We start from the raw sequence: 14,517 nt of genomic DNA on the forward strand, positions 1-14,517 counted from the left end.
CATGCGTAGAATCGGGCACCGGGCCCAAATATTGAGGTCCGGTTTTTTATGCCCACCCTGCCCCGCTGCAGGCTTCAAGGGCCAGCCGGATTTCAAGTCAAGCGCTCGCAGCCCAGGGCCTGCACTGCTCAACGCAGCCCGAATGCGATCTTGGAAGTTCCATGGAAATCTTCGACTACGACAACATCCTCCTGCTGCCGCGCAAATGCCGCGTGGAGAGCCGCGCCGAGTGCGACACCTCGGTGGAGCTGGGCCCGCACCGCTTCAAGCTGCCGGTGGTGCCCGCCAACATGAAGACGGTGATTGACGAGCACCTCACCGAATGGCTGGCCGCCAACGGCTACTTCTACGTGATGCACCGCTTCGACCTGGACAACGTGGCCTATGCGGCCTCGATGCGCGACAAGGGCCTGATCGTCTCGCTCAGCTCGGGCGTCAAGCAGGCCGACTATGCGGTGATCGACCGCCTGGCGGCCGAGGGCGTGGGCGCCGACTACATCACCATCGACATCGCCCATGGCCATGCCGACAGCGTGCAACGCATGATTGCCCACATCAAGCAGAAGCTGCCCGACACCTTCGTGATCGCCGGCAACGTGGGCACGCCCGAAGGCGTGATCGACCTGGAGAACTGGGGCGCCGACGCGACCAAGGTGGGCATCGGTCCCGGCAAGGTCTGCATCACCCGGCTCAAGACCGGCTTCGGCACCGGCGGCTGGCAGCTCTCGGGCCTGAAGTGGTGTGCCCGCGTGGCCACCAAGCCCATCATTGCCGACGGCGGCATCCGCCACCATGGCGACATCGCCAAGAGCGTGCGCTTCGGCGCCTCGATGGTGATGGTGGGCTCGCTGTTCGCCGGCCATGAGGAATCGCCGGGCCAGACCGTCGAGGTCGACGGCAAGCTCTACAAGGAGTACTACGGCTCGGCCTCGGACTTCAACAAGGGCGAGTACAAGCACGTCGAGGGCAAGCGCATCCTCGAGCCCGTGAAGGGCAAGTTCACCGACACCGTGCGCGAGATGCAGGAAGACCTGCAGAGCTCGATTTCGTATGCCGGTGGGCGGTCCTTGTCAGACCTGAAGAAGGTGAACTACGTCATTCTCGGTGGGGAGAATGCAGGAGAACACCTCTTCATGTGATGCCCGCCGAAGCGGTCAAGGCACGCTTCTTACGGCGCTGCCTTGGCCGGCTTCGGATAGTGCTTCATCACGTCGATGGGCGCTGCATACGCCGAGCTCCAGGTCTGCTCATGCAGGGCCGCCACGCGGTCGGCCATGGCCTTGTCGCGTAGCACGATCTCGAGGTTGCGCGACTTGTCGAAGTAGCCGCCGCTCCAGTTGCTCGTGCCCACCCAGGCCAGCTCACCATCGATCACCATCGTCTTGGTGTGAATCACGCGGGCGAACGGCACGAAGCCGCCCGAAGCCTGCGGGAGGGTGACGATGCGGATCTCGATGCCGGGCAGCATGGCCAGGCTCTTCAGGTGGTCAATGGCCGGTTCCTCGGTGTTCCAGTTCGACACCATCAGCTTGACCTTGACGCCCCGCTGCACGGCGGCGCGCAGGGCGTTGTCGATCACGGCATAGAACGGCCGGCGGCCCGGCGCATAGCTGAGCGGCGCATAGTCCATCACCTGCACCCGCACCTCCTGCTTGGCCTGAGCCAGCAGGCGCGGCAGCACCTCTTCCGAGTCGCCCACGCCGAGCGGGTTCCAGGCCTTGGGGCTGGAAAGCAGGAAGGCCTTCTGCGCGATGTCGAAGCTGTCGGCCGCCGGCTGCGGCAGGCTCGGCACCGGCTTGCCAGCAGCCACCAGGGCCTGCGCCTGCCAGTCCTGCTCGAAGATGGCCTGGATCTTGGCCACCATCGCCGGCTCGCTGACGCGCAGGCCCGTCTCATGGATGTGCTTGAGCGCGCGCCAGTCGAAATTCTGGCTGCCCACGAAGGCCTGCTCGCGGTCCACGATGAAGTACTTGGCGTGGATGATGCCGTTGCCGCTGAGCTTGTTGTAGTCGAGCAGGCGGAACTCGATGCCGGGAATCTTCTTCAGCCGTTCCAGCGTGGCCGGCACCGACAGCTTCTGCCCCTTGTCCTCCATCAGGAAGCGGATCTTGACGCCGCGTACGGCGGCCGCTTCCAGCCTCGCGATCACCTCGTCCAGCGGCTCGCCGTCCTGGCCGGCCACATAGAACTGGGCAATCGCAATCTCTCGCTCGGCCCCGTCGAACAGCTCGCGCCAGACCCGCACGGGCTCGCGCAGATCCGGTGTTGGCAAGGCGGTTTCCACCGGCACCGTGTGGACCAGCTCGAAGCCGGGGATCGCGAAATCGGCGCGCGCCAGGCAGCTGCCGAGCGAGGCCAGGACGAAGGCAAGAAGGCGGAGACTTGGGCGCATGGGACAGCGGCTACGAGGCAGGAAGGCGATGGCCTGCAATGTACTCGTTCAGCCCAAGGTCAGCGCCGCTTCCAGCCCCGGATGGGCGTTGCGCAGCTCCAGCTGCGAGCCATGGGCCGTGGCCACCAGCTTGCACAGGCTGAGCCCCAGGCCCACGCCGCCGTCATGGCGGCTGCGCGCGGCATCGGGGCGGTAGAAAGGCTCGCCCAGGTGGACGAGCGCCTCCGGCGGCACGCCGGGGCCATGGTCACGCACGCTGAGGCGCACACCGGCGCCGGCCCGGCGCAGCGATACCAGCACCGGGCCGCGCGCCGCCTCGTTGTGCCGCATGGCATTGGCCACCAGGTTGCGCAGCAGCAGCTGGATGCGCATCACGTCCAGCGCCAGCAGGGGCAGGCCCGTCTCGATCTGCAGGGCCACGGCATCGTCGGTCACGGTCTCGCGCACCAGGGCGGCGAGATCGCATTCGCGCAATTGCAGGGCGCTGTGGCCACTGCCGAGGCGCTCGCTTTCGAGCAGGGCCGAGATCAGATCGCGCATCTCGCCGAGCTCCTGCAGCAGGGCCTCTTTGGAAGCGCTCTCCTCGATCAGCTCGGCATGCAGGCGCGCTCGCGTCAGCGGGCTGCGCAGCTCGTGGCTCATCGCAAGCAAGAGGGCTCGCTTGCCGTCCAGCATGGCCTGGATGTCGGCCGCCATCTGGTTGAAACGGTGCGCCAGGTCGCCGAGTTCGTCGCGGTGGAAGTAGCGGATGCGGTGGTCCAGATCGCCCCGGCCGAAGGCCTCGACGCCCATGGCCAGCGCCCGCAGCGGCCGCAGCATGCGGCGAATCTTGCCGAAGGCCAGGCCCAGCACCAGGAACAGCAGAAAGCCTGCCATGACGGCGCCGTAGTGGCCCTCCTGCGCGCCATAGAGGATCAGCCCGCCCAGTGCTGCCAGCAGGATGAACACGGCGATCAGCCGCGCGCCAATGGAATGCTTGAAATGCGCATGCTGGCGATGCCAGCGCTCATGCCAGCGCTGGCGAGCGCGCAACTGCCAGGCCAGCGGCCGGCGGTGACGGTGGTGCACGCGGCGCTGCAGCCGCCGCATCATGGCCCGATGCTGGGCGCGTTGTTCCGGGTTCAAGGCGCCGCTCCCGGCAGCGCAAAGCAGTAGCCCGCATTGCGCAAGGTCTTCAGTGCCTCCAGTGGCTCGAGCTTGCGGCGCAGGCGGCTGACCAGGATGTCGACCGCCCGCGTGTAAAGGTCCGCCTCCTGGCCGCGCAGCCGGTTGAGTATCTCGTCGCGCGAGAACACCCGGCCCGGCTCACGCGCCAGCAGCAAGAGCAGCTCGTACTCGGTGCTAGTCAGCTCCACGAGGCCGCCGACCCGGCGCACTTCACGCCGGACGGTGTCGATGGCCAGGCCCTCGAACTGCAGCTGACCCAAAGCTAGCGCTGGCGCGAGCCGCGTGCGCCGCAGGATGGTCTGCAGCCGCGCCGCGAGCTCGCGAGGCTCGAAGGGCTTGGCCAGGTAGTCGTCGGCCCCGAGTTCGAGGCCCACCACACGGTCGGTCAGGTCCCCACGGGCGGTCAGCATCAGCACGGGCATGTCTTTCCAGGGCTCGCTGCCGGCGCGCAGGCGCTTGCAGAACTCAAAGCCATCCATCTCGGGCAGCATGCCGTCGAGGATCAGGGCATCGAAGCGCTGGGCTTTCAGGCGCTGCAAGGCTTCGCTAGGCCGTGTCACCGCTTCAAGCTCAAAGTCGAAGCGCTGCAGGTACAGGGCCAAGGGCTGGGACAGCGCTTCATCGTCGTCGAGCAGGAGCAGGCGGTGCATCGCTTCATTGTGCCCGGCGACCCAGGCGGCTACGCAGGAGGAAGCGCAAGGCCTGCTGCTGGTCGAAGTCCAGCCCGTCGAAGAAATCGCCGGCGGCATCGACCAGGCCCGGACCGGCAGCGCGCAACGCTTCTAGGCGGGCGTTGAACAGTTCCAGCGCGCCCGCGCGGTCGAAATTTTCGCTGGCCACCAGGTCCTGCAGGCCGGCCGGCGACAACGCGCTGCGCAGGGCGCGACGCTGTCGCTGGGCCTGGTTCATCAGCTCGTCGAGTTGCTGCTGCTGGGCCGTGGTCAGGTCCAGGCGATGGGCCAGCATCTCGGCCTTGTCCTCGAAGTGCTGGCGGCCGTGGTGATGGTGATGATGGCCGAAGCCATGGTGGTGATGGTGGTGGCCGTGATGGCGACCATGGCGGTGAAACAGGCTCATGGCAAGGAATCTCATCATTTGCTCTCTCGTTGCGGTTGGGATGGAGCGAATGATTCCCGTCCCCGCCTCGCAGGGCATCTCAAGGCGGTATCGCTGGGTTTCGTTTTGTTTCGTCCCTGGGGCCGCCCTCTACAATCGCCCCTCCCCCGTTAGCCATTGATCTGGCGGCCCCTCACGGCCGCCCGCGAGCCATGACCGAACTTGCCAAGTCCTTCGAACCCGCCGCCCTGGAAGCCCATTGGGGCCCGCTGTGGGAGTCCCAGGGCCTTTACAAGCCGACGCTGGATACGAACCGCGAGTCTTTCTGCATCCAGCTGCCGCCGCCCAACGTGACCGGCACGCTGCACATGGGCCACGCGTTCAACCAGACCATCATGGACTCGCTGACGCGCTACCACCGCATGCTGGGCCACAACACGCTGTGGGTGCCGGGCACCGACCATGCCGGCATCGCCACGCAGATCGTGGTGGAGCGCCAGCTGCAGGAAAAGGGCCAGAACCGGCATCAGCTGGGCCGCAAGAACTTCGTCGCCCGCGTCTGGGAATGGAAGCAGCAGAGCGGCAGCACCATCACCCAGCAGATGCGCCGCATGGGCGATTCGGTGTCCTGGGAGCATGAGTACTTCACGATGGACGAGAAGCTCTCCTCCGTCGTCACCGACACCTTCGTCAAGCTGTTCGACGAAGGCCTGATCTACCGCGGCAAGCGCCTGGTGAGCTGGGACCCGATCCTCAAGTCCGCCGTGTCCGACCTCGAGGTCGAGAGCGAGGAGGAAGACGGCTCGCTGTGGCACATCCGCTATCCCATCGACGGCTCGGATGAATCGCTGGTCGTGGCCACCACCCGCCCCGAGACCATGCTCGGCGACACCGCCGTGATGGTGCACCCGGAAGACGAGCGCTACACGCATTTGATCGGCAAGCAGGTGCGCCTGCCCATCACCGGCCGCCTGGTGCCGGTGATTGCCGACGACTATGTGGACAAGGAATTCGGCACCGGCGTCGTCAAGGTGACGCCGGCCCATGACCAGAACGACTACCAGGTCGGCCTGCGCCACAAACTGCCGATGCTGACCATCTTCACGCTCGAAGCCAAGGTCAACGACGAGGCGCCCGAGGCCTATCGCGGCCTGGACCGTTTCGTGGCACGCAAGAAGATCGTGGCCCAGCTGGAAGAAGAAGGCCTCTTGGTCGAGGTCAAGAAGCACAAGCTGATGGTGCCCCGCTGCGCCCGCACCGGCCAAGTGATCGAGCCGATGCTGACTGACCAGTGGTTCGTGGCCATGACCCAGGCTGGCGCCAATGGCAAGAGCATTGCGCAAGAAGCCATCGAGGTCGTCGATTCCGGCGAAGTCAAGTTCGTGCCCGAGAACTGGGTCAACACCTACAACCAGTGGATGAAGAACATCCAGGACTGGTGCATCTCGCGCCAGCTCTGGTGGGGCCATCAGATCCCAGCCTGGTACGACGAAGACGGCAAGGTCTACGTGGCACGCACGGAAGCGGAAGCCCAGGCCAAGGCGCCGGGCAAGACGCTGACCCGCGACGAGGACGTGCTGGACACCTGGTTCTCATCTGCCATGGTGCCCTTCTCCACCCTCGGCTGGCCCGAGAAGACCATCGAACAGGACCTCTTCCTGCCCTCCTCCGTGCTCGTGACCGGCTACGACATCATCTTCTTCTGGGTCGCCCGGATGATCATGATGACCAAGCATTTCACCGGCAAGGTGCCCTTCAAGCACGTGTACATCCACGGCCTGGTGCTCGACGCACAGGGCAAGAAGATGAGCAAGTCAGAGGGCAATGTGCTGGACCCGGTGGACCTGATCGACGGCATCGCCCTGCCCGAGCTGCTGGACAAGCGCAGCACCGGCCTGCGCAAGCCGGAGAACGCGCCCAAGGTGCGCAAGGCCACGGAGAAGGAATTCCCGGAAGGCATCCCGGGCTACGGCGCCGACGCGCTGCGCTTCACCTTCGCTTCGATGGCCACGCTCGGCCGCAGCGTCAACTTCGACTCCAAGCGCTGCGAGGGCTACCGCAACTTCTGCAACAAGCTCTGGAACGCCACGCGCTTCGTGCTGATGAACACCGAAGGCCAGGACTGCGGCCTCGCGCATGAGCAAGGCCAATGCCCGCCCGGCTACATGACCTTCAGCAAGGCGGACCGCTGGATCGCCGGCGAGCTGCAGCGCGTCGAGATGGCCGTGGCACAGGGGTTTGCCGAGTACCGCCTCGACAACGTGGCCAGCGCGATCTACTCCTTCGTCTGGGACGAGTACTGCGACTGGTACCTGGAAATCGCCAAGGTGCAAATCCAGAACGGCGACGAGAGCCAGCAGCGCGCCACGCGCCGCACCTTGATCCGCGTGCTCGAGACCACGCTGCGCCTCTTGCACCCGATCACGCCCTTCATCACCGAAGCGCTGTGGCAGACGGTGGCGCCGATTGCTGGCCGCAAGTCGACCGACTACCTCGTGACCGCCGCCTACCCGGTCGCCGCGCCGGAGCGCATCGACCCCGCAGCCGATGCCTGGGTCGAGAACCTCAAGTCCATGGTCGGCACCTGCCGCAGCCTGCGCAGCGAGATGGGCCTGTCGCCCTCGGACCGCGTGCCGCTGCTGGTCGGTGGCGATACCGGCTTCGTCAAGGAAGCCGCCGCCATCCTGAAGACGCTGGCCAAGCTGGCCGACGTGCAGATCATCGACGACGAGGCCGCCTTCCAGGCTGCCAGCTCGATGTCGCCGGTGCTGGTCCATGGCGATGCACGCCTGGCCCTGAAGGTCGAGATCGACGTGGAGGCCGAGACCGCCCGCCTGTCCAAGGAGATCGCCCGCCTCGAAGGCGAGATCGTCAAGGCCGAGGCCAAGCTGGGCAACGAGAGCTTCGTGGCCCGCGCGCCCGAGGCCGTGGTAGCCCAGGAGCGTCAGCGCGTCGCTGAATTTGGCAATACCGTTGCGCGCTTGCGCGCTCAGCTGAATCAGTTGCAGAACCGCTGAAGCGGTTTACCGCCACCGTGGCTCGTCTGAAGGATCGGGCAGCTCGGCCGGGAACGTCGAGCGGAACTCGCCGGCGGGTTCCGGCGTGGCGGCGAGCAGCTCGTCGATGCGCCGGGCCACACCCCAGGCCGCCCGCGTGCGCGACTCCTTGGTCGTGCCAGACAGGCGCGGCGTGACCTGGATGCCGGCCAGGCCGTGCAGCGGCCGGTCGGGGTCCAGCAGGCCGGGCTCCAGGCTGTCGAACCAGGTCGCCAGCACGCGGCCTTCCTGCAGCACGCGAGCGAGCGCCGCATCGTCCACCAAGGCCGAATGGCCTGTGCAGATCAAGACCTGGCCGGGCTTGGCAAAGCCCAGCACCCGCTCGCCCAGCAGGCCGCGATAGCGCTGGAAGAAACCCAGCAGCACGGCGATGCCGTCGCTCATCTCCATCAGCTCGCGCAGCGGCAGGGGCTCTATGCCCCATTGGGCCCAGATCGGGTCGCTCTGGTGCAGGCTGGGGTCGTAGCCGACCACGCGGGTGCCGAAGGCCGGCAGCAGTTGCGCCAGCAGCTTGGCGGCCGGCGTGATGCCGATCAGGCCCACCGTGGCGCAACCCAGCTCGCGGCCGACCAGCATGCCGTCGCTGGACAGCACGGGCACGCGGCGCAGCATGGCCAGCAGGCCGCCGATGACGAACTCGGCCTCGGCAGCCGCCGTGGCCGTAAGGCTGCGCACCACCTCGACACGCGCGGCCCGGCAGGCCTCGGCATCGATGTTCTCGGCACCGCCGCTCATGCGGCCCACCACGCGCAGGCGCGGCGCGGCGCGGAGCAAGGAAGCATCCACCGCCACCGAGGGCGGCAGCACCACGGCCTGCACCTGGTGCAGGGCCTCGCGCAGATGGTGGGGTTCGGTGGCCAGGTCAGGGGCGTAATGCACGGCATGGCGCTCGGCCAGCCACTGCATCACTTCCGCCTCCAGCGGCTCGACGATCAGCATGCTCACAGCGCCACAAACTCCACGTTTGCCAGGGCGGGTGCAGCGGCACCCCATGCAACAATCGCCGGCAATTTCATCTGAGAGATTCTGGGCATGGCATTCAGCACGTCGGTCACAAAAGCAATCTTCCCGGTGGCGGGCTTGGGCACGCGCTTCCTGCCGGCTACCAAGGCGCAACCGAAGGAAATGCTGCCGGTGGTCGACAAGCCGCTGATCCAGTACGCCGTCGAGGAAGCCTATGCCGCCGGCGTACGCGAAATGATCTTCGTGACCGGCCGCCACAAGCGGCCGATCGAAGACCACTTTGACATGACTTTCGAGCTCGAGGTAGCCCTTGAACAGGCGGGTAAGGCCGAGCTGCTCGAGGTGGTGCGCAGCGTCAAGCCCGACGACATGGAATGCATCTATGTGCGGCAGGCCCAGGCCCTCGGCCTCGGCCACGCCGTCTTGTGCGCACAGCGCCTGGTTGGCAATGAACCCTTTGCCGTGCTGCTGGCCGATGACCTGATGGTCGGCCCCAGCGGCGGCCAGCCCATCCTCAAGCAAATGGTCGAACAGTACGCCGAATGGCGCGCCTCCATACTCGCCGTGCAGGAAGTGCCCCCCGAGCACACCCGCCGCTACGGCATCGTGGCCGGCTCCGTGGTGAACGACAAGCTGGTGGACGTGAGCCGCATCGTCGAAAAGCCGGCGCCCGAGAACGCGCCGTCGCGCCTGGGCGTCGCCGGCCGCTACATCCTGACGCCCGGTGTCTTCCACGAAATCGCCAACCAGCCGCGCGGCGTGGGCGGCGAGATCCAGCTGACCGACGGTATCGCCGGCCTCTTGCGCCGGGAAAAGGTGTTCGCCTACCGCTATGACGGCAAGCGCTACGACTGCGGCTCCAAGGAAGGATTCCTGCAGGCCAATGTGGAGCTGGCGCTGGCCCATCCCGAGCTCGGTGCGGGCTTCCGGAACTATCTGCAGGGCCTGGCCCTTTGAGTTCGAATCCCCGCCTGCCCCTCGCACTCATCCCCCAGCAAGAGACCCGACCCCACCTCGATTACCTGGATGGCTGGCGCGGCCTCGCAATTGCGTTGCTGCTGGCCGGGCACTTCTTTCCGGTGGACGGCATCAACCTGGGCGCGCTCGGGGTGAACTTTTTCTTCGTGCTGTCGGGCTGGCTGATGACGCGACTGCTGTTCGTCCAGCAGACGCCGCTGGCCACGTTCTACCGGCGGCGCATCTCGCGCATCCTGCCGGCGCACCTGGCATTCCTGCTGCTGGTCTCCGTGGCCTTGTACCTCACAGGCCGCCCGGTCAGCGCCAGCGAGACCGGGGCCGCCGCGCTGTTCCTGAACAACTACTGGGCGCCCGAGCCGGGCCAGGCTTTGATGCCCTTCGGCCATGTCTGGTCGCTCTCGGTCGAGGAGCATTGCTATGTGCTGCTGTCGCTGATCGCGCTGGCCGCGCGGCGCTGGCGCCTGCCGGCCGTGGCCGGACTCGCGCTGGCCGTCGGAGTCTGCGTGGCCAGCGCCCTCGCCTACGGCTGGCTCCAGCCCGGCCCGCAACTGCCGTTCGATCAATACTTGCGCACCGAGGTGGCCGGCTACGGCATCTTCGTCTCGGGCCTGATCTTCCTTGCCCTGCAGCGCTACCGGCCGAAAGCCGCGCCCGCCGCCCTGGTCCTGGCCCTGCTGCTCCTCGCCTGTGTGCTGCATTGGTGGTCGGTGCCGGCGGCGGCGCAGAAGATCCTGGGCGTGGGTGCCCTGGCACTGGCCGTCAACCTGCTGACGCTGACGGCACCCTGGCTGCAGCGAGCCCTGTCCTGGCGCCCGCTGTGCCTGCTCGGCACCTGGTCCTTCTCGCTCTACCTCTGGCAGCAGCCCTTCTACCTCTGGTCGCGGCCCGAGGATGGCACGGTCTGGTGGGGCCTGGCCGGCTCACTGGCGGCGGGCCTGCTGTCCTTCTACGCCCTGGAACAGCCGCTGCGCCGGTGGCTGAATCGCCGCTGGGACGGCTCCCGGGTGAACGCAGCCTGATCCTCTGGATCCACATCCCCGAAACACGGGGTTGGGCGTGCAAGCCCTAGTGACCCGGAACGATTCCGGTAGCACAGTCCGGCTATCTCATTGCAGCCACCACAGCCTGACGCGGTGGCATGGACCATGGATCCGCACGAATACCGCGCCCTGCCTTCGGAACAATTGCGCACCCGCGACCTGCTGTCGCTGATGCCGGCCCGGGGCGGCGTCGCGCTCGACATCGGCGCACGCGATGGCCATTTCTCGCTGCTGCTGGCCGAGCGCTTCGAGCGCGTGATCGCGCTGGACCTGCAGATGCCCACGATCCAGCATCCGCGTATCGACTGTGTGCAGGGCAATGCAGCGCAGATTGATCTGCCGGACAACTCGGTGGATCTGGTGTTCTGCGCCGAGGTGCTGGAGCACATCCCCACGCCCCTGCTGCCCCAGGTCTGCCGCGAATTGCAGCGTGTCAGCCGCTCACAATTGCTGATAGGCGTACCCTACAAGCAGGACATCCTGGTCGGCCGCACCACCTGCCGAGCCTGCGGCGGCGGCAGCCCGCCCTGGGGCCATGTGAACGCGTTCGATGAACAGAAGCTGGCCCATCTATTCAGCGGCTGCCAGGTGGCCGGGATGAACTTCGTCGGCAGCAACCGCGAGCGCACGAATGCCTTGTCGGCACGCCTGATGGACTGGGCCGGCAACCCCTATGGCACGTACTGCCAGGACGAGCCTTGCGTCCACTGCGGCCAGGCCCTGCAGGGTCCACCGCCGCGTGGCCTGCATCACAAGCTGCTGACCAAGCTGGCCTTCCTGGCCCGCTGGCCCAGCAGCGTCACCGCCCGGCCGCATGGCAACTGGATCCATCTGCTGCTGGACAAGCCCGTGCCGGCCGTCGCGGCGCGGGCACCCGCTCCGCGCGAAGCGGCGCTGGCTGCCTGACGCATTCGGGCTTTCAGACCAGCACTTCCACCACGCCCGCGTGACCCAGGAAGTCCTGCGGGCTCGCACTGGCACCGTAGGCCCCTGACTGGAACACCACGACCAGGTCGCCCTCCCGGGCCGCCGGCAGCTCCATCTTGTCGGCCAGCAGGTCCAGCGGCGTACACAGCGGGCCTACGGCTGAAGCGACTTCTCGTTCGGTCGCATCGGCGCGGTTGCCGATGGTGACGGGGTAGTTCTTGCGCACCACCTGCCCGAAATTGCCGGAGGCCGACAGGTGGTGGTTGAGGCCGCCATCGGTGACCAGATAGACCTGGCCGCGCGACACCTTCTTGTCAAGCACGCGGGTCACATAGACGCCCGCCTCGCCGACAAAATAGCGCCCCAGCTCGATCACCAGATGGGCCTCGGGCATTTCCTTCGCGGCCCGTTCCAGCAGCTGCGAAAGGTTGGCCGCGATGGGCGCCAGGTCCAGGCGCTCCTCGCCAGGGAAATAGGGAATGCCGAAGCCACCGCCGAGGTTCAGAAAGCGCACCGGCGCTGGTGCATCGGCGGCGAGGCGCAGGGCCAGCTCGTAGGATTTTTGCTGAGCCTCGCAGATCGCCTCGGCCTTGAGGTTCTGCGAGCCGGCGAACAGGTGGAAGCCTTCAAAGGCCAGACCCAGTTCGCCGATCCGCGCGAGCAGTTCCGGCACCAACTCGGCATCGACGCCGAACTGCTTGGGGCCACCGCCCATGCGCATGCCCGAGCCCTTCAGCTCGAAGTCCGGGTTGACGCGCACGGCCACACGGGCCGGCAAGCCCAGCTCCTTGGAGATGCCAGCCAGCAGCTCCACCTCGCGGAAGGATTCGATGTTCAGCAACACGCCGGCCGCCACGGCCTGGCGCAGCTCGGCCTCGCGCTTGCCGGGGCCGGCAAAGCTGACCTCGGCCACGTCAGCGCCGGCATCCAGCGCCACCTTCAGCTCGCCCGCCGAGGCCACATCGATGCCATCGACCAGACCGGCCATCACGCCGACCACGGCCGGCATCGGGTTGGCCTTCATCGCGTAATGCAGCTTGATGGCGGTGGGCAGCACGGCGCGCAGTTCGGCCACGCGGCGCTTCAGCAGGCCACGGTCGTAGGCATAGAACGGCGTCCGGCCCACGCGCTCGGCCAGGCGCGTCAGCGGCAGGCCACCAATGACCAGCTCGCCCTGCTCGATGCCGAACTGGGACATGGGCGCATGCACCGGCGGTGCCTTGCGGATGGGGAGTGCGGAATCAGACATCGGGCGAAATTCGGGCGGGCTTCAGAGATTGGCGATCCACTCGGTGGACAGCAGCTTGCGGTCGATCTTGCCGTTGGGGTTGCGCGGCAGCGGGCCGGCACGCTCGGCGATACCGGCCGGCACCATGTAAGCCGGCATGTGCTTGCGGCATTCGGCGGCGAGCTGGGCCTGGTCCAGCGCGGCGGCGCCTGCGGGCGGCGTGGCGATCACCTGGATCGCCTGTCCGAGCGTCGGATGGTCGACACCAAAGGCCACGCATTCGCCGACCAGCTTGGTGGCATAGAGGATTTCCTCGACCTCGGTGGGGCTCACGCGGTAGCCCGAGGTCTTCATCATCTCGTCGCGGCGGCCGATGAAGTACAGGAAGCCTTCGGCATCCTGGCGCACCGTGTCGCCCGAGAACACCGCGTACTCGGGCAGTTGCAGGCCAGCCTGGCGGCCAGGCGCACCGGCGGGCAGCAGCTTGTAGCGCTCGGCGGTTTTCTCGGCATCGTTCCAGTAACCCATGCCGACCAGGGCGCCGCGGTGCACCAGCTCGCCCGGCTCCTCGGGCGCGCAGGGCGTGCCGTCCTCGCGCAGCACCAGGATCTCGGCGTTCGGGATGGCCTTGCCGATGGAGTCGGGCCGGCGGTCCACCTCGTCGGGCGGCAGGTAGGTCGAGCGGAAGGCCTCGGTCAGGCCATACATGAGATAGGGCTTGGCGGCAGGCACGCGGGCGCGCAGCGCGTCGAGCGTCTCGCGCGGCATGCGGCCGCCGGTGTTGGCGAAGTAGCGCAGGTGTTCGTTGATCGCCGCCGGCCATTCCAGCTGCGTCAGCTGGATGTAGAGCGGCGGCACGGCCGTGAGGCCGGTGACCTTCTCGCGCTCCAGCGCCTTCAGCACGTCGCGCGGCATCAGGTAGTTCAAGAGCACGACGCGGGCGCCGCTGTGGAAGGCCGTGGTCAGCTGGCTGAAGCCGGCGTCGAAGGATAGCGGTAGCGCAGCGAGCAAGGTGTCGTCGGCGCGGTTCTCGAGGTACGAGGCCACGCTCTTGGCGCCGGCCACCATGTTGCGGTGAGACAGCACCACGCCCTTGGGCCGGCCCGTGGATCCCGAGGTATAGAGGATGGCCGCCATGTCGGTGTCGATCACCCGATGGCCGGCTCGCGCCGGCGTGGCCAACAGCTCGGTCCAGTCGAGCAAGACCTGACCCTGCGGCTCAGCCGTGGGCTTGGCGGTCAACACCACATGGGCGACGGTGGGACAGGCCTTCAATTCCTCGCCCAACAGGGCATGGCGCTCGGGCGAGGTGATCAAGACCCGCACGTCGCAGTCGCGCAGGATGAAGCCGACCTGCTCGGGCTTGAGCAGCGGGTTCAGCGGCACGAACACGAGGCCCGCGGCCGGCGCGGCGAAGCTGGCCACCACGGTCTCGAAGCGCTTCTCGAGGTAGATGCCGACGCGGTCGCCCCGGCCCAGGCCCAAGGCCATCAGCGCGGCGGCCAGCGCCTGCACCTGGCCGGCCAGCTCGGCATAGCTCAAGCTGGCGCCCTGGTAGCTCAGCGCAGCGGCGGCAGGGCTCTGTTCTGCGCTGCGCAGTATCAGGTGGTGCAGGTGACTGGCGTCGTTGCGGGCGTGCATGGGCTGGCAGAGGGCGAAAGGCTGAATGAAGCCGGCGCCAAGGCGCGGCCGATCAGCCGGGAATGTATC

The 14,517-nt window shown here is 67.2% G+C and carries 12 protein-coding genes; 5 read left to right on the top strand and 7 right to left on the bottom strand.

The annotated features are described in order from the left end of the window. Window positions 1–161 precede the first annotated feature (161 nt). Entirely contained in the window at window positions 162–1,139 is a 978-nt protein-coding gene (locus tag J7U46_RS01280) for a GMP reductase (protein ID WP_282823002.1), read from the top strand. A gap of 29 nt (window positions 1,140–1,168) precedes the next feature. Here J7U46_RS01280 and J7U46_RS01285 read toward each other — a convergent pair whose 3' ends face one another. The 4 genes from J7U46_RS01285 to J7U46_RS01300 are packed head-to-tail and all read right to left on the bottom strand — an operon-like array spanning window position 1,169 to window position 4,654. Beyond that, on the bottom strand, window positions 1,169–2,392 hold the full coding sequence (locus tag J7U46_RS01285) for a phospholipase D-like domain-containing protein (RefSeq protein WP_282823003.1): 1,224 nt from the start codon (window positions 2,390–2,392) through the stop codon (window positions 1,169–1,171). 48 nt (window positions 2,393–2,440) lie between these two features. Beyond that, window positions 2,441–3,517: an ATP-binding protein gene (locus J7U46_RS01290; protein ID WP_282823004.1), complete on the bottom strand. Its 1,077-nt coding sequence runs from the start codon at window positions 3,515–3,517 to the stop codon at window positions 2,441–2,443. Next, on the bottom strand, window positions 3,514–4,209 hold the full coding sequence (locus tag J7U46_RS01295) for a response regulator transcription factor (protein WP_282823005.1): 696 nt from the start codon (window positions 4,207–4,209) through the stop codon (window positions 3,514–3,516). Before J7U46_RS01295 ends, J7U46_RS01290 begins: the two co-directional genes overlap by 4 nt. 4 nt (window positions 4,210–4,213) lie before the next feature. Continuing rightward, a complete protein-coding gene (locus J7U46_RS01300; RefSeq protein ID WP_282823006.1) occupies window positions 4,214–4,654 on the bottom strand; it encodes a Spy/CpxP family protein refolding chaperone in 441 nt (146 codons plus the stop codon). A 173-nt stretch (window positions 4,655–4,827) separates the two neighbouring features. On the opposite strand from J7U46_RS01300, the gene J7U46_RS01305 reads away from it, so the two are divergent. After that, a complete protein-coding gene (locus J7U46_RS01305) occupies window positions 4,828–7,632 on the top strand; it encodes a valine--tRNA ligase (RefSeq protein ID WP_282823007.1) in 2,805 nt (934 codons plus the stop codon). 6 nt (window positions 7,633–7,638) lie between these two features. On the opposite strand, the gene J7U46_RS01310 is transcribed toward J7U46_RS01305, so the two are convergent. Next, a complete protein-coding gene (locus J7U46_RS01310; protein ID WP_282824928.1) occupies window positions 7,639–8,610 on the bottom strand; it encodes an NAD(P)-dependent oxidoreductase in 972 nt (323 codons plus the stop codon). A 93-nt stretch (window positions 8,611–8,703) separates the two neighbouring features. On the opposite strand from J7U46_RS01310, the gene galU reads away from it, so the two are divergent. The 3 genes from galU (at window position 8,704) to J7U46_RS01325 (ending at window position 11,558) form a co-directional block, all read left to right on the top strand. Then, entirely contained in the window at window positions 8,704–9,591 is an 888-nt protein-coding gene (gene galU / locus J7U46_RS01315; RefSeq protein ID WP_282823008.1) for a UTP--glucose-1-phosphate uridylyltransferase GalU, read from the top strand. Further along, window positions 9,588–10,631 (top strand): acyltransferase, encoded by a 1,044-nt coding sequence (locus J7U46_RS01320; protein ID WP_282823009.1) that lies wholly within the window; start codon window positions 9,588–9,590, stop codon window positions 10,629–10,631. The genes galU and J7U46_RS01320 overlap by 4 nt, the downstream gene beginning before the upstream one ends. Before the next feature lie 126 nt (window positions 10,632–10,757). Further along, window positions 10,758–11,558: a class I SAM-dependent methyltransferase gene (locus J7U46_RS01325; protein ID WP_282823010.1), complete on the top strand. Its 801-nt coding sequence runs from the start codon at window positions 10,758–10,760 to the stop codon at window positions 11,556–11,558. Window positions 11,559–11,571: 13 nt separating this feature from the next. Here the strand turns inward: J7U46_RS01325 and J7U46_RS01330 are convergent, their stop codons facing one another. Next, window positions 11,572–12,828 (bottom strand): pyridoxal-dependent decarboxylase, exosortase A system-associated, encoded by a 1,257-nt coding sequence (locus J7U46_RS01330; RefSeq protein WP_282823011.1) that lies wholly within the window; start codon window positions 12,826–12,828, stop codon window positions 11,572–11,574. Window positions 12,829–12,849: 21 nt separating this feature from the next. Beyond that, window positions 12,850–14,448 (bottom strand): acyl-CoA ligase (AMP-forming), exosortase A system-associated, encoded by a 1,599-nt coding sequence (locus tag J7U46_RS01335; RefSeq protein WP_282823012.1) that lies wholly within the window; start codon window positions 14,446–14,448, stop codon window positions 12,850–12,852. Window positions 14,449–14,517 lie beyond the last annotated feature (69 nt).

The organism is Pelomonas sp. V22 (assembly GCF_030014915.1).
Classification (GTDB): domain Bacteria; phylum Pseudomonadota; class Gammaproteobacteria; order Burkholderiales; family Burkholderiaceae_C; genus JAUASW01.